General features: G+C 68.7%; 21 protein-coding genes. 10 read left to right on the top strand and 11 right to left on the bottom strand.

Annotation, left to right across the window (positions count from 1 at the left end):
• Positions 1–171: 171 nt before the first annotated feature.
• On the top strand, positions 172–609 hold the full coding sequence (locus tag ACFX59_RS17790) for a hypothetical protein (protein WP_387434321.1): 438 nt from the start codon (positions 172–174) through the stop codon (positions 607–609).
• A 45-nt stretch (positions 610–654) separates the two neighbouring features.
• On the opposite strand, the gene ACFX59_RS17785 is transcribed toward ACFX59_RS17790, so the two are convergent.
• Positions 655–1,956 (bottom strand): hemolysin family protein, encoded by a 1,302-nt coding sequence (locus ACFX59_RS17785; protein ID WP_387434319.1) that lies wholly within the window; start codon positions 1,954–1,956, stop codon positions 655–657.
• 141 nt (positions 1,957–2,097) lie between these two features.
• Between ACFX59_RS17785 and ACFX59_RS17780 the strand changes: the two genes are divergently transcribed.
• Together ACFX59_RS17780 and ACFX59_RS17775 are read left to right on the top strand one after the other, a co-directional pair.
• A complete protein-coding gene (locus ACFX59_RS17780; protein WP_309691631.1) occupies positions 2,098–2,775 on the top strand; it encodes an OmpA family protein in 678 nt (225 codons plus the stop codon).
• 100 nt (positions 2,776–2,875) lie between these two features.
• On the top strand, positions 2,876–3,109 hold the full coding sequence (locus tag ACFX59_RS17775; RefSeq protein ID WP_387434316.1) for a hypothetical protein: 234 nt from the start codon (positions 2,876–2,878) through the stop codon (positions 3,107–3,109).
• A gap of 7 nt (positions 3,110–3,116) precedes the next feature.
• Here ACFX59_RS17775 and ACFX59_RS17770 read toward each other — a convergent pair whose 3' ends face one another.
• Together ACFX59_RS17770 and ACFX59_RS17765 are read right to left on the bottom strand one after the other, a co-directional pair.
• A complete protein-coding gene (locus ACFX59_RS17770; protein WP_387434323.1) occupies positions 3,117–3,545 on the bottom strand; it encodes a nucleoside deaminase in 429 nt (142 codons plus the stop codon).
• An 81-nt stretch (positions 3,546–3,626) separates the two neighbouring features.
• Positions 3,627–3,839, bottom strand: coding sequence for a hypothetical protein (locus ACFX59_RS17765; RefSeq protein WP_307102207.1), 213 nt, complete (start codon positions 3,837–3,839; stop codon positions 3,627–3,629).
• 150 nt (positions 3,840–3,989) lie between these two features.
• Between ACFX59_RS17765 and rpmB the strand changes: the two genes are divergently transcribed.
• Positions 3,990–4,298, top strand: a complete 309-nt coding sequence (gene rpmB / locus ACFX59_RS17760) for a 50S ribosomal protein L28 (RefSeq protein WP_307102206.1) — start codon at positions 3,990–3,992, stop codon at positions 4,296–4,298.
• A 310-nt stretch (positions 4,299–4,608) separates the two neighbouring features.
• Here rpmB and ACFX59_RS17755 read toward each other — a convergent pair whose 3' ends face one another.
• Positions 4,609–5,610: an esterase-like activity of phytase family protein gene (locus ACFX59_RS17755; RefSeq protein ID WP_387434314.1), complete on the bottom strand. Its 1,002-nt coding sequence runs from the start codon at positions 5,608–5,610 to the stop codon at positions 4,609–4,611.
• Positions 5,611–5,800: 190 nt separating this feature from the next.
• Here ACFX59_RS17755 and ACFX59_RS17750 point away from each other — a divergent pair, with 190 nt between their 5' ends.
• Complete coding sequence (locus tag ACFX59_RS17750; protein ID WP_307102199.1) at positions 5,801–6,139, top strand: glycine zipper 2TM domain-containing protein; 339 nt, start codon at positions 5,801–5,803, stop codon at positions 6,137–6,139.
• Positions 6,140–6,249: 110 nt separating this feature from the next.
• On the opposite strand, the gene phbB is transcribed toward ACFX59_RS17750, so the two are convergent.
• The 3 genes from phbB to ACFX59_RS17735 all read right to left on the bottom strand — a co-directional run bounded on the left by phbB (position 6,250) and on the right by ACFX59_RS17735 (position 10,275).
• Positions 6,250–6,972: an acetoacetyl-CoA reductase gene (phbB, locus tag ACFX59_RS17745; RefSeq protein WP_056432167.1), complete on the bottom strand. Its 723-nt coding sequence runs from the start codon at positions 6,970–6,972 to the stop codon at positions 6,250–6,252.
• A gap of 85 nt (positions 6,973–7,057) precedes the next feature.
• Positions 7,058–8,071 carry a ferrochelatase gene (gene hemH, locus ACFX59_RS17740; protein ID WP_387434310.1) on the bottom strand — a complete coding sequence of 338 codons (1,014 nt, stop codon included), beginning with the start codon at positions 8,069–8,071 and terminating at the stop codon, positions 7,058–7,060.
• Positions 8,071–10,275 carry a molybdopterin cofactor-binding domain-containing protein gene (locus tag ACFX59_RS17735; RefSeq protein WP_387434308.1) on the bottom strand — a complete coding sequence of 735 codons (2,205 nt, stop codon included), beginning with the start codon at positions 10,273–10,275 and terminating at the stop codon, positions 8,071–8,073. Before ACFX59_RS17735 ends, hemH begins: the two co-directional genes overlap by 1 nt.
• A gap of 495 nt (positions 10,276–10,770) precedes the next feature.
• On the opposite strand from ACFX59_RS17735, the gene lgt reads away from it, so the two are divergent.
• The 5 genes from lgt (at position 10,771) to ACFX59_RS17710 (ending at position 15,461) form a co-directional block, all read left to right on the top strand.
• Complete coding sequence (gene lgt, locus ACFX59_RS17730; protein ID WP_387434306.1) at positions 10,771–11,652, top strand: prolipoprotein diacylglyceryl transferase; 882 nt, start codon at positions 10,771–10,773, stop codon at positions 11,650–11,652.
• Positions 11,653–11,692: 40 nt separating this feature from the next.
• Positions 11,693–12,775, top strand: coding sequence for a class I SAM-dependent methyltransferase (locus ACFX59_RS17725; RefSeq protein WP_387434303.1), 1,083 nt, complete (start codon positions 11,693–11,695; stop codon positions 12,773–12,775).
• Positions 12,772–13,281 carry a GNAT family N-acetyltransferase gene (locus ACFX59_RS17720; protein WP_387434301.1) on the top strand — a complete coding sequence of 170 codons (510 nt, stop codon included), beginning with the start codon at positions 12,772–12,774 and terminating at the stop codon, positions 13,279–13,281. Before ACFX59_RS17725 ends, ACFX59_RS17720 begins: the two co-directional genes overlap by 4 nt.
• The gene (gene pgeF / locus ACFX59_RS17715) at positions 13,278–14,042 is read left to right on the top strand and encodes a peptidoglycan editing factor PgeF (protein ID WP_387434298.1); all 765 of its coding nucleotides are present in this window, start codon (positions 13,278–13,280) and stop codon (positions 14,040–14,042) included. The genes ACFX59_RS17720 and pgeF overlap by 4 nt, the downstream gene beginning before the upstream one ends.
• A gap of 81 nt (positions 14,043–14,123) precedes the next feature.
• Entirely contained in the window at positions 14,124–15,461 is a 1,338-nt protein-coding gene (locus ACFX59_RS17710) for a cystathionine gamma-synthase family protein (RefSeq protein WP_354294676.1), read from the top strand.
• A 31-nt stretch (positions 15,462–15,492) separates the two neighbouring features.
• Here ACFX59_RS17710 and ACFX59_RS17705 read toward each other — a convergent pair whose 3' ends face one another.
• From ACFX59_RS17705 to ACFX59_RS17690, 4 genes are all read right to left on the bottom strand, one after another.
• Positions 15,493–16,065 (bottom strand): TetR/AcrR family transcriptional regulator, encoded by a 573-nt coding sequence (locus tag ACFX59_RS17705; RefSeq protein ID WP_387434296.1) that lies wholly within the window; start codon positions 16,063–16,065, stop codon positions 15,493–15,495.
• Between the two features lie 2 nt (positions 16,066–16,067).
• The gene (locus tag ACFX59_RS17700) at positions 16,068–16,535 is read right to left on the bottom strand and encodes a DUF1348 family protein (RefSeq protein WP_387434294.1); all 468 of its coding nucleotides are present in this window, start codon (positions 16,533–16,535) and stop codon (positions 16,068–16,070) included.
• Between the two features lie 84 nt (positions 16,536–16,619).
• On the bottom strand, positions 16,620–17,144 hold the full coding sequence (locus tag ACFX59_RS17695; protein WP_387434292.1) for a GNAT family N-acetyltransferase: 525 nt from the start codon (positions 17,142–17,144) through the stop codon (positions 16,620–16,622).
• Between the two features lie 5 nt (positions 17,145–17,149).
• Positions 17,150–17,707, bottom strand: a complete 558-nt coding sequence (locus ACFX59_RS17690) for a helix-turn-helix domain-containing protein (RefSeq protein WP_387434290.1) — start codon at positions 17,705–17,707, stop codon at positions 17,150–17,152.
• Positions 17,708–17,875 lie beyond the last annotated feature (168 nt).

The following is a 17,875-nucleotide window of genomic DNA, read 5'->3' as shown; positions in this document are numbered from 1 at the left end:
GCTGGCTAGCGCAGCTTGGGTGAGGGGTACAGCGAGCCCAAGGGCTCGCGCGCTCGCTTCGCGAGCGCCCACCCCTCACCCAGCTTCGACTAAGCCTTTGCTCACGCAAAGGCCAAGTCTGCGCAACCCTCTCCCCTCTGCGAGGGGCGAGGGAAGGAAGGGCATTGCGGAATGTCGATCCGCCATGGCCTTTCGGTCAAGACGGGTGGGGAGAACGACATGGAATTCCTGTTCGAGATTCTGATTCAATATGGCGGTGAAATCCTAATCCAGCTGCTGATCGAGACGGCTGCGGAGATCGGGTTGCACAGCATGGGCGAGACCTTCAGCAAGCCGAAGAACCCGGTCATTGCCACCATCGGCTTCGCCCTTTGGGGCCTGGCGGCAGGCGGACTGAGCCTGTTGCTGTTCCCGTCCTCGCCCATCACCAACCCGGACTGGCGCCGGATCAATGTGATCGTGACGCCGTTCGTCGCGGGCGGCGTCATGGCAGTGATCGGCAGCCTCCGGCGGCGCAAGGGCCTGTCCCTGATCCGCCTGGACCGCTTCGGCTATGCGTATGTGTTCGCGCTCGTCATGGCGCTGGTCCGGTTCCGCTGGGCCGGATAGGCGCGTCTTCGCATGGCGGGACCGCCGCAGCGGGCTATCGGTCTGCTACGCTTCGCTGACCAGAAGCTTGTCGATCCGCCGTCCGTCCAGGTCCACGACCTCGAAGCGCCAGCCCTGCTCGACGAAGCTCTCGCCCTCGGTCGGCAGGTGGCGGAACACCGCCAGCGCCAGGCCCGCCACGGTCGCATAGTCGCGGTCGTCGGGCAGGTCGATGCCCAGCCGGTCGGCCAGCGCGTCCGCCGCCATGGTGCCTGCGACCAGCAGCGAGCCGTCGTCGCGCTCGACCACCGAGGGGGCCTCGCCCGGATCGGCGTCCGAGGCGAACTCGCCCGCGATCGCCGCCAGCAGGTCGGCCGGGGTCACGATCCCTTCGAAATGGCCGTATTCGTCATGGATCAGCGCCATCGGCACCTCGGCCTGGCGCAGCGCCAGCAGCACGTCCATCGCGTCGATCCGGTCGATGACGACGGGGGCCTTGCGCATCAGCTGCTTGAGGTCGAGCGGCTCGCCCCGGAACAGCGCCATTGCGATGTCGCGCGCCTGCACCACCCCGACCACCGCGTCGATCGAGCCCTCGCCCACCGGCAGGCGGGTGCGCGGGCTTTCGAGCAGCTTGGCGCGGATCGCGGCATCGTCCAGCGTGCAGTCCAGCCAGTCGATCTCGGTACGCGGCGTCATCACCTCGCGCACCGGCCGGTCGGCCAGCCGCACCACGCCCGAGATGATCGAGCGTTCATGCTCCTCGATCACGCCCGACTTGGACGCCTCGGCGACGATCAGGTGCAGCTCCTCGGCGGTCACCTGATCCTCATTGTCGCGGTTCAGGCCCAACAGCTTGAAGATCACCCCGCTGGTCGAATCGAGCACCCAGACGATGGGCGCGGTGCCGACCGCCAGCCAGCGCATCGGCACCGCGACGAAGGCGGCGATCGGCTCGGGCTTGCGCAGCGCGAACTGCTTGGGCACCAGCTCGCCCAGGATCAGCGAGGCATAGGTGGTCAGCCCGATCACCAGCGCGAAGCCCAGCGTCGCGGCGGTCGAGGGTGCGATGCCCAGCGTCTCCAGCCGCGCGGCGGTCGGCGTGCCCAGGCTGGCACCCGAATAGGCGCCCGCGATGATGCCGGTCAGGGTGATGCCGATCTGGACGGTGGACAGGAACTTGCCCGGATCGGCGGCCAGCGTCAGCGCCGCCTGCGCGCCCTTGCGGCCACTCCTCGCCATCGCCTCCAGCCGAGCGCGGCGCGACGACACGATCGCCAGCTCGCTCATAGCGAACGCCCCGTTCAACGCGACAAGCGCGAGGATGATGAGGACGTCGATCCACGGAAAGGGGGGCAGCGGTGCCATCGGTACAGGGTGCTCATAGCGGGACGGGAGGGCCTTCGACAACTCCCGTCGTCATGTTCCGTTCAGATCGCTTGCGGAACAAGCGCGACCGGGTCCGCGTTTCCGGGGGTGAGACGCGACAATCTAACAAGGGTTATGCGCATGAAGACGTCCGCAAAGTTCCTGTCCATGGCTGCAATGTCGGCGCTGCTCGCCACCTCGGCCTGCACGACCGATCCCGAAACCGGGCAGCAGCGCCTGTCAAAGGCCGCGATCGGCGGCATCGGCGGCGCGGTCGGCGGCTATCTGCTCGGCGATCTGGTCGGCGGTCGGCGCGACCGGACCGAGAAGATCCTGGGCGCCGGTATCGGCGGCCTCGCCGGGGCCGGGATCGGCGCCTATATGGACAAGCAGGAGCGCGACCTGCGCGCGCGGACCGCAGGCACCGACGTACAGGTGGTGCGCCAGGGCGACGACCTGCTGCTGAACCTGCCCTCGGGCATCACCTTCGCCTATAACTCGTCGCAGGTGCAGCCGCAGTTCCGCCAGACGCTGGACCAGGTCGCCGACATCCTGTCGCAGTATAAGCAGACCTATATCGACGTGTACGGCCACACCGATTCGACCGGCAGCGATGCCTATAATCAGCGCCTGTCGGAACAGCGCGCGGTGTCGGTCGCCGACTATCTCGCCTCGCGCGGGGTGCAGCCCGCCCGCATCGGCACGCGCGGCTTCGGCAAGTCGCAGCCGATCGCCTCGAACGACACCGAGGAAGGCCGCGCCGCCAATCGCCGCGTCGAGATCAAGATCGTGCCGATCCGCGAGGGCGACTTGCGCTGATCGAGTCGCGATTCGCGAACAGGGCAAAGGGCTCGGACGGGGATACCGTCCGGGCCTTTTTCATGGGCGGCCCGCCCGCACGCGCCTATGATATGCCCTGGTGATCGAAGGGGCGAAGGTCATGGAGGCACAAGCGGGCAAGACGGGACGGCTGGTGTCCAGATGGGCGTCGCCCCTGTTGACGGGACTGTTCACCTACGTCGCGTTGATGATCCTCAACGCATGGCATGTCGGTGTGAACTCGGCATGGCGCACTGTGCTTGTCTGCGGGTCGAGCGGTGCCCTGGCGGCCTATCTGGTGGGCCGCCTCCGGAAGCGCGCGGGACCCGACTGACGCGTCGTCATCGCCGGACCGCGAAGAAATCGCGCAACAGGCCCGCCGCCTCCCCCTCGCCGATCCCGGCATAGATGTCCGGCCGGTGGTGGCAGGTCGGCTGGGCGAAGAAGCGGGGGCCGTGCTCGACCGCCCCGCCCTTGGGATCGCTGGCCGCATAATAGAGTCGCGCGATCCGGGCATGGGCGATGGCCCCCGCGCACATCGCGCAGGGCTCCAGCGTGACCCAGAGGTCGCAATCCTCCAGCCGGTCGCGGCCGAGCTTGGCCGCCGCCGCGCGAATCGCCTGGATCTCGGCATGGGCGGTGGGGTCGTGCAGACGGCGCGGCGCGTTGGCCCCCGTGGCCAGGATCACGCCATCGCGAATCACCACCGCGCCGACCGGCACCTCTCCGGCCTGCCCCGCCTGGGCAGCGGCGTCGAGCGCGGCGCGCATCGGGGTGGGGAGCGGGAACATGCCCCCTCCCTGCCGCGCGCGGGGAACAGGGGCAAGAGCGGTGCCCCTGCCCCTTATGGCTTATTGCGCGTTGTCGGCGGGCTTTTCGACCTTCACCGTGGGCACCTCGACGGTCTTGGTCTCGGTGCCGACCGAGACCTTGGGCCCCTCGGCGCGGAAAGCGGGGGCCTGGACCACCGCCGGACGGGTCTGGTCGATATTGACCCAGCCCATCGCCATGGCCCCGGCGACCAGCAGGAGGACGATGCCGATAAGGACGAGAAAGGCGCGCATGGGTCTGGCTCCATCAGGTTCGTTGCCGTAACAACGCCCCGTTCACCGGGCCGGTTGCACGGGCCCCGATGGGGAATCGGTTGACGCGGACGCCGGTACGGGTTATCCGCGCGGCCTTTCCGGGCATTGCCTGAAACCAGGATAACGATCATGTCGCGCATTTGCGAGCTGACCGGCAAGGGCCGGCAGGTGGGTAACAACGTTTCCCACGCCAACAACAAGACCAAGCGTACGTTCCTGCCGAACCTGCAGAACGTCACGCTGATTTCCGACGCGCTGGAAAAGAGCGTCCGTCTTCGCGTTTCGACCCACGGCCTGCGCTCGGTCGAGCACAATGGCGGCCTCGACAACTGGCTCGTCAAGACCTCGGACGACCAGCTCAGCCTGCGCGCCCGTCGCCTGAAGCGCGACGTCGTGAAGAAGCTGGCCTCGACCCAGACCGAAGCCGCCGCCGCGTAATTTCGCGACGCGACTGCCGAGGTTTCGAAGCCCGCCGCTCCCCGGAGCGGCGGGTTTTCGACGTTTGGTTGGGCGTGCGTAGGGGCATGGGCCAGGTCGGATCGACATTCACGATTGCGTCTTCTTCCCCTCTCCCCTCTGTGAGGGGCGAGGGAAGGATAAGGCATCATGGAATGCCATCGGCCCTGGGGCGTGGCCTTCGACTTCGCTCAGGCTGAATGGGTGTCAGCATCCGTGTCCGCGACTCGCCTCGCCCATTCCAAACCGCCGTTCGGCCGATGCGAAGCCGAAGGCCGCGCGAATCGCCCGATCAGCGTCGGTCCAGCCGGAATTTCAGCAGATAGCTGCGCTCGATCGGCAGCTGGTTGTCGTCCGACACCAGCCACAGGATCGTCGCCCTGCCCTCCTGCGTCACCGCGACTCCTTCGAAATTGTCGTGGATCAGCGGCGCGTCGAGTTCGGCGAGCAGATGCCCCCGCACCACCCGCCGCGGCGCGATTCGCTCCGCCGGGACCAGCATGATTCGATTCGAGAATCGGAACGGCAGCCGGAACCGCCGCTCGACCACGATCAGCGCGCCATCGGGCAAGGCGGCGGCGTCCGCCACGTCGTAATCGGGCGACACGCGATAGGCGAACAGGCGCGGGCGGTGGCGCAACGGATCGCCCGCGAAGATCAGCCCCTGCCGCGTGGTCTTGCGCGACGCCTCGCCGCCGCGCCACAGCGTGCGGCGAATCTTGGCCTCTTCCGAAATGGTGACGAATCGCCCGTCGGGCATCCGCGCCAGCGATTCGGGGCCGCCATTGATCGGCCAGCGCTTCATGGCGCGCGGCGCGACGAATCCCTCCGCGCGTGCGAAGCCGGGGGCATAGCGCCAGATCTGGTTATAGCGCTCGAACCCCACCCATAGGGCGCCGGTGCGCGGATCGACCGCCATCGATTCGCTGTCGCGGTCCCATTTCTGCCACCCGATCCCCGGCCCCGCGGGCAGGTTGGCGAAGTGGATGCCGTGCGGACGCCAGTCCCCGCCCATCGCGAACTGCACGACATTGCCGCCGTCGCTGAGCAGGGTGAAGCGGTCCCCCGTCACCGTCAGCGACGAGAATCCGCCAAAGGCCGGATCGCGGCTGGTCAGCGCCACACCGCCTAGATAGGTCAGCGCGCCCAGCGTCCGGCGCGACGGATCATGCGGGTCGAGCGCGACGCGGCGCACGTCCATCTGCCCCGGCTGCTCCAGCAGCCCGAGCCGCGCCTCACCCGACCATCCGGGGATACAGGCCAGCAGCAACAGGCAGGACAGGAGGATACGCATGGCGCCTCATACGCGCCGCGCCGCAACACGACAGTGCCAAAAATGCGGCCGCCCGATCGGATCGGCACAGGCCGGCGCGGATGAACGCCGGATAACCGCGGCATTCAGGAAAGGCTCAAGCCGAATCGTCCAGAAGCGGATCAACGGCGGACGGGACCGCCGATCGAAACGAAATATCGGGAGTGATATCATGATGAAGACCCTGACCCTGGCGGCGACCACGCTGGCGATGCTCGGCGGCGCTGTCCTGCCCGCCACCGCCGCGGATGCGCACCGCTATCGCCGGGCCTATCATGCCGATCGCTACGACCGGGGTTATGAGGATGGCGCGCGCGCCGAATATCAGGCGCGCAAGTGCCGCCGCTCCGGCACCACCGGCACCATCGTCGGCGCGGTCGCGGGTGGCCTGCTGGGCCGGACGATCGACACCGATGGCGACCGCACGTTGGGGACGCTGATCGGCGGCGGTGCGGGCGCGCTGGCGGGCCGCGCGATCGAGCGGTCGGGCCGTCCGGGCTATTGCCGCTAAGACAGTTCGGGCGGGCGGGGCCTGTATCCGCCCCACCCGCCCCGGTTTTCCTCGCGTAGCGTATCGAGGACGGAACGCCGATCTCCCCCGTGGAGGTCGGCGTTCTTGCATTAGTACATGTGCTGGCCGCCGTTGATCGACAGGGTCGAGCCGGTGACGAAGCCCGCCTCGTCCGAGCACAGGAAGGCGACGCCGCGCGCGATCTCATGCGCCTGGCCCAGTCGGCCGACCGGGATCTTGGCGACGATCTTCTCCAGCACGTCGGCGGGGACGGCGGCGACCATGTCGGTGTCGATATAGCCCGGCGCGATCGCGTTGACGGTCACGCCGACACGCGCGCCTTCCTGCGCCAGCGCCTTGGTGAAGCCATGGATGCCCGACTTGGCGGCGGCATAGTTGACCTGGCCATACTGGCCCGCCTGGCCGTTGATCGAACCGATATTGACGATACGGCCCCATTTGCGCTCGCGCATGCCGGGGAAAACCGCCTTGGCCATGTTGAAGCAACCGCCCAGATTGGTGTCCATGACCTCCTTCCACATCTGGTAGGTCATCTTCAGCAGCGTGCCGTCGCGGGTGATGCCCGCATTGTTGACGACGATGTCGACCGGGCCCAGTTCTTCGGCGACCTGCGCGACGCCCGCTTGGACCGCGTCATAATCGGCGACGTCCCACTTATACGCCTTGATCCCGGTGCGTTCGGAGAATTCACGAGCGCGTTCGTCATTGCCCGCATAATTGGCGGCGACGGTCACGCCCGCCTCTTTCAGTGCCAGGCTGATCGCCTCGCCAATACCGCGCGTACCACCCGTCACAATCGCGACCCGTGCCATTCAACCTCTCCCATTTTCCGATTGTGGCTTAAAAGGGGCAGAGGTCATCCGCAATGGCGAAGACCGGGCGAAACGTAATATTACGCTACGGCAACCACCCCTGAAGCTCGCGTGCGATCAATCCGCGCAGCATCGCGATCCCGACGTCACTGTCGTTGAGGCAGGGCAGATAGGCGAAATGGGTGCCGCCCGCGCCCTCGAAACTTTCGCGGCCGCGAATCGCCAGTTCCTCCAGCGTCTCGATACAGTCGGCCGAGAAACCCGGCGCCAGGATCGCGACCTTGCGGATGCCGCGTCCGGGCAGCGCCTCGAGCACGGTGTCGGTCGCGGGCTCCAGCCATTTGGCGCGGCCGAATCGCGACTGGAACGCCACCAGCAATTCGCGGTCGCCCAGCGTGTCCTTCATCGCCTCGGCCAGCAGCCGCGCGGTCTTGCGGCAATGGCAATGATAGGGGTCGCCCAGTTCCAGCGTCCGCTGCGGCATGCCGTGGAAGCTGGCGACGACCGCCTCGGGGGTGAAATCCAGCGCGGCGAGCTGCGTCTCCAGCTGCGTCTTCAGTGCGTCGATATAGAGCGCATCGTCGTAATAAGGCGGCAGGGTGCGGATCGCGGGCTGCCAGCGCATCGTCGCCAGATGCGCGAAGGCCCGGTCATTGGCGGTCGCGGTCGTCGCCGCGCAATATTGCGGATAGAGCGGCGCGAGCAGGATTCGCTCGCACCCGGCATCCTTCATCGCCTGTACCTGGTCGGCAATGGCGGGACGGCCATAGCGCATCGCCCAGTCGACCATGACGCCGGGCCCGAACGCGTCCTTCAACGCCGCCGCCTGCGCCTTGGTAATCGCGGCGAGCGGCGAGCCGTCCTCGCGCCAGACCAATGAATAGGCATGCGCCGACTTCTTGGGCCGGGTGTTCAGGATGATGCCGCGCAGGATCGGCTGCCACAGCAGGGCCGGAATCTCGATGACGCGGCGGTCCGACAGGAATTCGCCCAGATAGCGTTTGACCGCGCGCGGCTCGGGAGCGTCGGGGGTGCCCAGATTCATCAGGAGCACGCCGATCTTCGGACGCGGGACGGGCGGATGGTCGGGGGGCAGCATCAGGCGGACAACTCCATCGGCAGGCTTCGTATCCGTGGGAAGCCCGGCAGGGTGGCAAGCGCGTTGGCGATGGCGGGCGCGACCGGCGGCACGGCCAGTTCGGACACGCCGCCGGGGGCTTCGTCCGAGCGGATCAGCTCGACCGTGATGTCGGGAGTATCGGCCAGACGCGGCAGGTTCAACGCCCCCAGCCGCGCGGGCTCGGCCAGCCCCTGAGTGAAGCCGACCGCGCCGCCGCGCCATGCGGCGAGGCCGAAGATCAGCCCGCCCTCGATCTGCTGGCGCACGATGTCGGGGTTGACGATCCGCCCGGCATCGACCGCCGCGACCAGCCGGTCGACGATCGGTCGCCCCGCGGCGTCGCGGTGAACCTCCGCCATCACCGCGACGAAGCTGCCGCGAAAGGCGTGCGCCGCCACGCCCTGCCCGCTGCCTGCGCGGCCCCCTTCCCATCCGCCCAGCGACGCGGCGGTGGACAGGCAGCGCGCCAGGCGCGGCGCCTCGCCCAGCATCGTCATCCGCCAGGCCAGCGGATCGGCTCCGGCGGCCTGCGCGCATTCGTCGAGAAAGGATTCGGTCACAAAGCCATGGCCGATATGGGCGCCGCCGCGCACATGGCCGGTCGGGATGGGCAGCTCGACGGCGTGATGATCCACCGCCAGCGCCGGGATCGCATAGGGCGGCACCGCTCCCCCCATCGCATAGGCGTCGCCCCGCGCCATGCCCGCCCGGACGAACCCGCCGGGCATCAGCCGCACGGCCAGATCGCGGCCGGTGTCCGGCGCGGCGACCCGCGCCCGCCACGCCAGCAGCCGCCCGCCCGCCACGCGCGCGGTCATCTCGGCCCGCATCGGCGCGCGATATGCGTCGCGGCGCAGGTCCTCGGTACGCGACCAGAGGAGGTTGACCGGCCGCTTCAACCGGACCGCGATCACAGCCGCCTGCGCCGCCGCCTCGCTCTCCAGCGCGACGCCGAAGGACCCGCCGATCGGCATGGGGTGGACGATCACCCGATCCGGCGCGATCCCCGCCGCCCGCGCCGCGATTTCGCGTGCGCGGACCGGGGCCTGGGTCGGCAACCACAGCTCCAGCCCACCGTCGCGCCAGGCGGCCACCGCCGCGCGCGGCTCGATCGCGGCATGGACGCCCACCCCGATCTGATAGCGTGCCGCGATCCGCCCCCCGCCTTCCAGCGCAGCCTCGACATCGCCCTGCGAGGCGACCGAACGCCCCTTCCCCGCCAGCGCCACGTCGAGCGCACGGGCCATGTCCGCCGTCGTCGGGATCGGCCCCTCGGTCACGGCGCGCGGTGCCAGCGCATCGAGGCCCTTTTGCGCGATCCACCAGCTGGCGGCGGCGACCGCGACCCAATCGTCGCCCTCGAGCACATCGACCACGCCCTGCACCCGCATCGCCGCCGCGCGGTCGATCGCGATGGAGCGGGTCCGCCCCCAGGGGGCATGGCGAACCGCGACATGCACCATCTCGGGCAAGCGGATGTCGGCGGTGAAATTGGCCGAGCCATCGACCTTGGCGGGTGAATCGAGCCGGGGCAGGTCCCGGCCCGCCAGCGCGCCCGCACCGCCGCTGCCCAGCGGCAGGGGCTCGGGCACCGTCTCACCCGCCGCCGCCTCGGCCAGCTCGGCGAAGCGCAGCCGCTGCGCGCCATGGGTGATGAAGCCGTCCCTCGCCTCGCATGCGGTCCATGCGACGCCCCAGCGGCGCGCGGCGGCCTGCGCCATCAGCGCGCGCGCGGTCGCGGCGGCGGCGCGCGCGGGGGCCTCGAACATGCGGATCGAACTCGACCCGGCGGTCAGCATCACCATGTCCCGGCGCAGCCATTCGGCGCGCACCGCCTCGGGCAACCGGTCGAACGCGCCCTCGAACAGCGAATCGACCCCGACGCTATTGGCATAAAGCGGGCCGAGCGGCGCGGGCTCGACCGCGACCGTCCGCCAGTCCGCGCCCAGTTCGTCGGCGACGACCTGCGCCAGCGTCGTCGCGATCCCCTGCCCATGCTCGGCCTGGGGCACCGCGACGGTAACGATGCCGTCGCGCCCGATCTTCAGCCATGCGCCGAACGCTTGCTCGCCCGGCTCGGTGGCGAGGTCGGGCACATAGGCGCGCGGCCACAGCCCCCAGGCGACCAGCAACCCCGCCCCCGCGCCCCCGCCGATCAATATGTTGCGCCGGTTCAGCTCCATCCCCGCCAGCCTTAGCCGACAGGCAGGAGCAGACAAGCCGGGGGTTTCGCTGTCTCAAAGCGAGGGAGTCGATTGTTCGCGCGATGCCGCGAAGTCGCGAAGTCTTTTGGGTTCGCGCAGAGGCGCGGAGGGCGCAGAGGGGGACCCGCCGCACGATCATCCCGCCGTCTCGATCGGCAGACGCTGTCACGCGCGAGAGGCAGACTGGCCTGGCGGCCGGGCCGGACACCTCTGCGCCCTCCGCGCCTCTGCGCGCAAAAATCTTCGCGCCATCGCGGCTTCGCGTGAATCCGGTTCGGCAACCGTCATGGCGTTGCCTTCGACTGCGCTCAGGCTGAACGGCGGGAGTGTATGGGTCTGGATACAAAAGACCGTTCAGCCTGAGCGCAGTCGAAGGCAACGCCCCACCCCGCCAAGCCCCCACGGCACCGAAGCCCCGGTCTTGGTGTTGTCTCACGACCGCTCTATGGAGACGGGCCAGAAAGGGAAACGCGCTTGATCCTGTCCATGCTCGCGGCCGCCGGCGGCCATATCCGGTTCGAGGATCTGGGGTTGCACCCGGACATCTTCTCGATCGGCTTCTTCACGCTGCGCTGGTACAGCCTGGCCTATATCGCCGGTATCCTGTTCGGATGGTGGTATCTGGGCCGGATGCTCGACCGGCCGGGCGCGCCGATGTCGCGGACCCATGCCGACGATCTGGTCTTCTATGCGACGCTGGGGATCATCCTGGGCGGGCGGATCGGCTATGTGATCTTCTACGCGCCCGAGATGTTCCTGCACCCGGTGCGGATCCTGCGCCTGTGGGACGGGGGGATGAGCTTTCATGGCGGCGCGGTCGGCACCGGGGTCGGCGTCATCCTGTTTGCGCGCAAGCACAAGCTCAACTGGCTGCGCATCCTCGACTATCTGGTCTGCGCCGCGCCGGTCGGGCTGTTCCTGGGCCGCCTGGCCAATTTCGTGAACGGCGAGCTGTGGGGCAAGCCGTCGGACGTGCCCTGGGCGATCGTCTTTCCGCGCACCGTCCCCTTCGGCCTGCCCGACCCGGCGCGCCACCCCAGCCAGCTGTACGAAGCGGGGCTCGAGGGGCTGGTCCTGTTCGCGGTGATGAGCTTCGCCTTCTGGCGGACCAAGGCGCGCTACGATCCCGGCAAGCTGTCCGGCCTGTTCCTGCTCGGCTATGGCATCGCCCGCTTCATCGTCGAGTTCTTCCGCGAACCCGACCAGCAGCTGCGCGCCTTTGCGCAGATGACCGGGCTGCACATGGGCCAGTGGCTGTGCGTGCCGATGATCCTGGGCGGGCTATACCTGATGAACAGCGCCAAGGCCCGCCGCGTCCGGGTCGAGCCGATCGCGGGCACCGACAGCGTCGCCTGACGCTCTTGCGGGCGGGCGTGCCGGGGGGCAGAGCGGGGGCATGACGAACCCGCTGATCCCCCCCGCCGATCACAAGCCCGAGCCCGAGGACGCGCTGCCCGAACGGCTCGCCCGCGCGATCGCGCTCGCCGGACCGATCCCGGTGGCGCAGTTCATGGCCGCCGCCAATGCGCATTATTACGGCACCCGCGATCCGCTGGGCGCGGGCGGCGACTTCACCACCAGTCCCGAGATCAGCCAGATGTTCGGCGAGCTGGTCGGCCTGTGGTGCGCCGACCTGTGGGACCGCGCGGGGCGGCCGGAGATACATTGGGTCGAACTGGGTCCGGGGCGCGGCACGCTGGCGGCGGATGCGCGGCGGGCGATGGCGAAAGCGGGGCTGACCCCGACCATCCATTTCGTCGAGACCAGCGCGACGCTCCGCACCGCACAGCGCGAGCGGGTCGCGGACGCCCAGTGGCACGACACCGTCGAGACGCTGCCCACCGACCGACCGCTGATCGTCGTCGCCAACGAATTCTTCGACGCGCTGCCCATCCGCCAGCTCGTCCGGCGCGGGGATGGCTGGCATGAGCGGCTGGTCGCCGCGCAGGACCTGTTGTTCCTGCCGATCGCCGGGCCGCCGGTGCCCCCGGAGATCATCCCCGAACCGCTGCGCGCGGCCGAGGCCGGGTCGGTGATCGAGGTGTCCCCCGCCAGCGTCGCGGTGATGCGCGGCCTGTCCGCCCGGATCGCCGCGCAAGGGGGCGCCGCGCTGATCGTCGATTACGGCTATGAAGGCCCCGCCATCGCCGACACGCTCCAGGCGGTGCGCGGCCATGCCTATGCCAATCCCTTCGACCGGCCGGGCGAACAGGATCTGAGCGCGCATGTCGACTTCACGACGCTGGCCGCCGCCGCGCAGGGCGCCGGCCTCGCCGCCTTCGGGCCGGTGACGCAGCGCGACCTGCTCGGCGCGCTGGGGATCGACCAGCGCACCGCCGCGCTGGCCCGCGCGCATCCCGACCGCGCCGATGCGCTGCTCGCCGACCGCAACCGGCTGATGCAGGACATGGGCACGCTGTTCCGCGCGCTGGCGGTGACGCGGCCCGACTGGCCGGTGCCTGCGGGCTATGGCGAATGATCGCCTATCGCGACGCAGGCCCGAACGACGCCGCCCCCCTCGCCGCCATGGCGCGGACGGCGTTTACCGAGACGTTCGGCCATCTCTATCCGCCCGCCGACCTCAACGCCTTTCTGGACGAGGCCTTCGGCCCCACCGGCCTGCCGTCGCAGATCGGCGATCCGGCCTTTTCGATACGCCTGGCGCTGCAGGGCGATGCGGTGATCGGCTTTGCCAAGATCGGCCCCGTCGCCTTTCCCGGAGACTGGCCGGACGATGCGGTCGAGCTGTACCAGCTCTATGTCCTGTCGAGCCATCTGGGCGCGGGTGTCGGCCCTGCGTTGATGCAATGGGCGATCGATGCGGCCCGGCTTCGCGGTGCGCGCGACCTGATGTTGTCGGTCTATGTCGACAACCACCGCGCCAAGGCCTTTTACGCGCGCCACGGCTTTGTCGATGTCGGGCGCTATGACTTTGCGGTCGGCGACACGATCGACGAGGACCGGATCATGAGGCTGTCGCTATGACCATCGAAACGCTTCGCACCCCGCTATTGGGGGATGTGCCGCACGGTTTTCTCGGGCGGCGCGGCGGCGTGTCGGCGGGGATTCATGGCGGGCTGAATGTCGGGCTCGGCTCACAGGACGATGCCGATGCGGTGGCCGAAAATCGCCGCCGCGCGCGTGACGCGGTGCTGCCCGGCGCGCGGCTCGTCACCTGCTACCAGATCCACTCGGCCGAGGCGGTGACGGTGCTGACCCCGCCCGAGGACGATGTCCGCCCGCATGGCGATGCGCTGGTGACCGACCGGCCGGGGCTGCTGCTCGGCATCCTGACCGCCGATTGCGCGCCCGTCCTGTTCGCCGATGCCGAAGCGGGGGTGATCGGCGCCGCGCATGCGGGCTGGAAGGGCGCGTTCGGCGGGATCACCGACGCCACGCTGCTGGCGATGGAGGCGCTGGGCGCGCGGCGCGAGCGGATCGCCGCCGCGATCGGCCCGTGCATCGCCCGCGCCAGCTATGAGGTCGATGCCGCCTTCCTCCGGCGCTTCGTCGAACAGGCGCCCGAGAATGAGCGCTTCTTCGCCGATGGTCGCCGCACGGACCATTACCAGTTCGATCTGGAGGCCTATGTCGCGCACCGCCTTGCCGCCGCCGGGGTCTCGCGCGTCGCCGCGCTGGGCGAGGACACCTATGCGCAGGGCGACCGATTCTTCAGCTTCCGCCGCGCCACCCACCGCGCCGAGCCATCCTATGGCCGCCAGATTTCGCTGATCGGCCTGGCCTGAGCCTCGCCAAAGCCGTTTGCCGCGCTATCCTGCCCGTATCGCCGCCGACAGAGCGGCCCCCTCGTTCGCAAGGAAACCGACATGCCGACCGAATCCGATCTGACCGGCGTCCCGCCCCAGACTCAGACCCCGGCCACGGCCGAGCGCAGGAGCGATGCGACCAGCATCGGCGACCGCAAGCTGAGCCCCGCGACGCTGATGATGGGCCATGGCTTTGACCCGACCCTGTCCGAAGGATCGCTCAAGCCGCCGATCTTCCTGACCTCCACCTTCGTCTTCCCCAATGCGGCGGCGGGCAAGCGCCATTTCGAGGGCGTGACCGGCAAGCGGCCGGGCGGCGCGGACGGCCTGGTCTATTCGCGCTTCAACGGGCCGAATCAGGAGATATTGGAGGATCGCCTCGCCATCTGGGACGAGGCGGAGGACGCGCTGACCTTTTCCAGCGGCATGGCGGCGATCGCCACGCTGTTCCTGTCGATGGTCCAGCCGGGTGACGTGATCGTCCATTCGGGGCCGCTCTATGCCGCGACCGAGACGCTGATCGGCCGCATCCTCGGCCGGTTCGGGGTGAAGTGGCTCGACTTCCCCGCCGGTGCGACGCGCGAGGAGATCGACGCGGTCATGGCCCGGGCGGCGGAGATCGGCCGGGTCGCGCTGATCTATCTGGAAAGCCCCGCCAACCCGACCAACGCGCTGGTCGATATCGAGGCGGTGGCGGCGGCGCGCGACGCGGCCTTTGCCGATTCGGCGGAGAAGCCCCCGATCGCCATCGACAACACCTTTCTGGGGCCGCTGTGGCAGCGGCCGCTGCGCCACGGGGCCGATCTGGTCGTCTATTCGCTGACCAAATATGCGGGCGGCCATTCGGACCTGGTCGCGGGCGGCGTGCTGGGATCCAAGGCGCACATCGCCACCATCCGGTCGATGCGCAACACCATCGGCACCATCTGCGACCCCAACACCGCCTGGATGCTGCTCCGCTCGCTCGAGACGCTGGAGTTGCGGATGAGCCGCGCGGGCGAGAATGCCGCCAAGGTCTGCGCCTATCTGCGCGATCATCCCAAGGTCGAGCGCGTCGGCTATCTCGGCTTTCTCGACAGCACGCCCGGCCTGGAGCGGCAGGCCGATATCTATCGCCGTCACTGCACCGGGGGCGGTTCGACCTTCTCGCTCTATCTCAAGGGCGGCGAGGCGGAGGCGTTCCGCTTCCTCGACAGCCTGCGCATCGCCAAGCTGGCGGTCAGCCTAGGCGGGACCGAGACGCTGGCAAGCCATCCGGCCGCGATGACCCACCTGTCGGTCCCCGACGAGCGCAAGGCGGCGCTGGGCATCACCGACAATCTGGTGCGCATCTCGATCGGGGTCGAGGATGCGGGCGACCTGATCGCCGATTGCGAACAGGCGCTGGCCGCGATCTGACCGGACGAAGGGGGGAGCGCCGCCTCCCCCCTCACGCCGCGGCGAGCGCGGTATAGAGCCGCGCGGTCAGCCGCCCCAGCGTCGCGCGGAACAGCGTGGGATCGCCCAGCGCCCGCGACAGGGTGATCGCCCCCTGGATACCGCTGACCACATCCTGCGCCAGGGTCAGCGCGCGGTCGTCCTCCACCCCACCCCGCGCCAGCGCATCGGCCAGCACCGCGATCCAGCGCTGGAAATAGCTCGCGATCGCGACGCCGAAGGGTTCGCGCGTCGCCCCCAGCCCCCAAGCGCCGATCAAGCACGCCTGTTGCCCGGAGCGGTAATAACGGTCGATCGCGACCATCATCGCATCGATACCGCCGCGCGGGTCCTCCGCCTGGGCAAGCGGCGCGAAGACCTGGCGTTCGAACCAGTCGCCGATCTCGGCCAGCACCGCCTCGGCCATCTCCTGCTTGCCGCCGGGGAAGAAGTGATAAAGGCTGCCCCGTCCCAGCCCGGTCGCCGTGCCGATCAGCGACAGGCTGGCCCCGGCATAGCCATGTTCGCGAAACACCTCGGCCAGCCCCGGCAGCGCGTCGGCCCGCTCGGCGATCAGCCGCGCCATCTTTACAGCCCCAGATCGCTCAGCGAGGGATGGTCGGCCGGACGGGTGCCGAGCGGCCAGCGGAACAACCGCGCGGCCTCGGCGATGGGCAGGTCGTTGATCGACGCGATCCGCCGCCGCATCCGCCCATCCTCGGCAAAGTCCCAATTCTCGTTGCCATAGGATCGGAACCACTGGCCGTGATCGTCATGCCATTCATAGGCGAAGCGAACCGCGATCCGGCTCCCCTCCTGCGCCCAGAGTTCCTTGATCAGTCGATAATCCTGCTCGCGTGCCCATTTGCGGCGGAGAAAGGCGACGATCTCGGTCTGGCCGGTGATGAACTCGGCGCGGTTCCGCCAGTGGCAATCGGGGGTATAGGCCTGCGCCACGCGCTCGGGATCGCGGCCGTTCCAAGCGTCTTCGGCGGCACGGACCTTCTGTGCGGCGGTGTCGCGGGTAAAGGGTGGCAAAGGCGGGCGTGATGCCATGGCAGATGGGATCGCGTGATTGATCTTGTACCGATTGGTACAGTCACAACCGACGTGAGGCAAGGGCCGGCATAAGGGCGTGAATCAAAGCGCCGCAAACATATAGGTGGTGGCATGACGCGCCTTGCCATCGGCGTCCCAGGCATAATCGGGGATCACCCCCGCAACCTGAAAGCCGAGCGACGCATAAAGCGATTGCGCCACATCGCCGCTTCGCGTGTCGAGGGTGACGAGGGTCTTGCCGATCTCACGCGCATGCCCCAGCGCATGGTGCATCAGGCGTCGCCCGATACCCGATCGGCGCGCGGCCGGATGAACGATCATCTTAGCGATCTCGCCGCGATGGGGTTGGTTGGCAGGCATGGCGGTCAGCAGCTGGACGGTGCCGACCAGTTCGCCCCCGCGCTCGGCCGCGAACAGGCGCCGTCGTCCGGCCGCGATCTCGGGCGCGACCTGTTCCAGCCAGAAGCGCTTGGCGTCTTCCGCGCCCAGCGGAGCCATGAAGCCGATGGCCGCGCCCTGATCGACACTGTCCACCAGAATATGCGTCAGCGAGTCGATCCGCGCCGCCAACCCTTGGGCGTCGAGGGCGATGATGCCGATGGTCATGATCGTCACGCCATCGCGATGATATAGCGAGCGGGCAGCGCGTCCGTCTCGAAACAGGAGGCGCCTTGCAGCCGGTAGCGCAGGCAATCCCCCCGCTGGAGCTCGTATCGGACCCCATCGACGGTCAGGCTCAGCGCCCCTTCCAGCATGACCAGATGATGCTCATGGTCCGGAAATGCCGGGCGTTCATACGCGATGCGCTGATGCGGCGCGATGGTGCCTTCGATCATCTCCAGCGTGAGCTGTCCGCTTGGCGGCGACACGGCAAGACGGCTGAAGCGCTTCTCGGGATCGCTCCACTGGCTTTGCTCGCTGCGACGGATCAGGGGCGGAAAGCTCGATTCGAGCGGTGCCAGCAGGCGGGACAGCGGCAGCGCATAGGCGGCCGCCAGCCGCCCCAGTGTTTCCGCCGTAGGGCTCACCTCTCCATTTTCGATACGCGACAGCGTGGCGCGACTGACACCGCTCGAGGCGGCGAGATTTTGGAGGCTGAGGCCATGCTCGCTTCTCAGTGCTTTCAGATGAACGGCCAGAAGGTCGCCGGATCGTGGAGAATCACTCATATTCGGAACATATTCCCGATTATGAGATTTGGCGATAGCGGAGTTGATCCTTCGGCAGGGCGGATCGATATTCAGGATTGCTTTGTCTTTCCCTCTCCCCTGGCCAGGGGAGAGGGTTAGCGAAGCTTGCCAGCCTGCTGGCTAGCGCAGCTTGGGTGAGGGGTTGAG

Source organism: Sphingomonas sp. NCPPB 2930 (genome assembly GCF_042867205.1).
Taxonomy (GTDB): Bacteria; Pseudomonadota; Alphaproteobacteria; order Sphingomonadales; family Sphingomonadaceae; genus Sphingomonas.
This window is presented reverse-complemented; position numbering and strand designations above follow the sequence as displayed.

Excerpts from the sequence above, each read along its gene's own strand:
- rpmB (WP_307102206.1), top strand. The coding sequence starts at position 3,990 with ATGTCGCGCATTTGCGAGCTGACCGGCAAGGGCCGGCAGGTGGGTAAC.
- phbB (WP_056432167.1), bottom strand. The coding sequence starts at position 6,972 with ATGGCACGGGTCGCGATTGTGACGGGTGGTACGCGCGGTATTGGCGAG.
- ACFX59_RS17770 (WP_387434323.1), bottom strand. The coding sequence starts at position 3,545 with ATGCGCGCCGCGCTCGACGCCGCTGCCCAGGCGGGGCAGGCCGGAGAG.
- ACFX59_RS17785 (WP_387434319.1), bottom strand. The coding sequence starts at position 1,956 with ATGGCACCGCTGCCCCCCTTTCCGTGGATCGACGTCCTCATCATCCTC.
- ACFX59_RS17720 (WP_387434301.1), top strand. The coding sequence starts at position 12,772 with ATGATCGCCTATCGCGACGCAGGCCCGAACGACGCCGCCCCCCTCGCC.
- ACFX59_RS17705 (WP_387434296.1), bottom strand. The coding sequence starts at position 16,065 with ATGGCGCGGCTGATCGCCGAGCGGGCCGACGCGCTGCCGGGGCTGGCC.
- ACFX59_RS17790 (WP_387434321.1), top strand. The coding sequence starts at position 172 with ATGTCGATCCGCCATGGCCTTTCGGTCAAGACGGGTGGGGAGAACGAC.
- ACFX59_RS17780 (WP_309691631.1), top strand. The coding sequence starts at position 2,098 with ATGAAGACGTCCGCAAAGTTCCTGTCCATGGCTGCAATGTCGGCGCTG.
- ACFX59_RS17755 (WP_387434314.1), bottom strand. The coding sequence starts at position 5,610 with ATGCGTATCCTCCTGTCCTGCCTGTTGCTGCTGGCCTGTATCCCCGGA.
- ACFX59_RS17725 (WP_387434303.1), top strand. The coding sequence starts at position 11,693 with ATGACGAACCCGCTGATCCCCCCCGCCGATCACAAGCCCGAGCCCGAG.
- hemH (WP_387434310.1), bottom strand. The coding sequence starts at position 8,071 with ATGCTGCCCCCCGACCATCCGCCCGTCCCGCGTCCGAAGATCGGCGTG.
- ACFX59_RS17700 (WP_387434294.1), bottom strand. The coding sequence starts at position 16,535 with ATGGCATCACGCCCGCCTTTGCCACCCTTTACCCGCGACACCGCCGCA.
- ACFX59_RS17765 (WP_307102207.1), bottom strand. The coding sequence starts at position 3,839 with ATGCGCGCCTTTCTCGTCCTTATCGGCATCGTCCTCCTGCTGGTCGCC.
- ACFX59_RS17710 (WP_354294676.1), top strand. The coding sequence starts at position 14,124 with ATGCCGACCGAATCCGATCTGACCGGCGTCCCGCCCCAGACTCAGACC.
- ACFX59_RS17690 (WP_387434290.1), bottom strand. The coding sequence starts at position 17,707 with ATGAGTGATTCTCCACGATCCGGCGACCTTCTGGCCGTTCATCTGAAA.
- ACFX59_RS17695 (WP_387434292.1), bottom strand. The coding sequence starts at position 17,144 with ATGACCATCGGCATCATCGCCCTCGACGCCCAAGGGTTGGCGGCGCGG.
- ACFX59_RS17735 (WP_387434308.1), bottom strand. The coding sequence starts at position 10,275 with ATGGAGCTGAACCGGCGCAACATATTGATCGGCGGGGGCGCGGGGGCG.
- ACFX59_RS17750 (WP_307102199.1), top strand. The coding sequence starts at position 5,801 with ATGATGAAGACCCTGACCCTGGCGGCGACCACGCTGGCGATGCTCGGC.
- pgeF (WP_387434298.1), top strand. The coding sequence starts at position 13,278 with ATGACCATCGAAACGCTTCGCACCCCGCTATTGGGGGATGTGCCGCAC.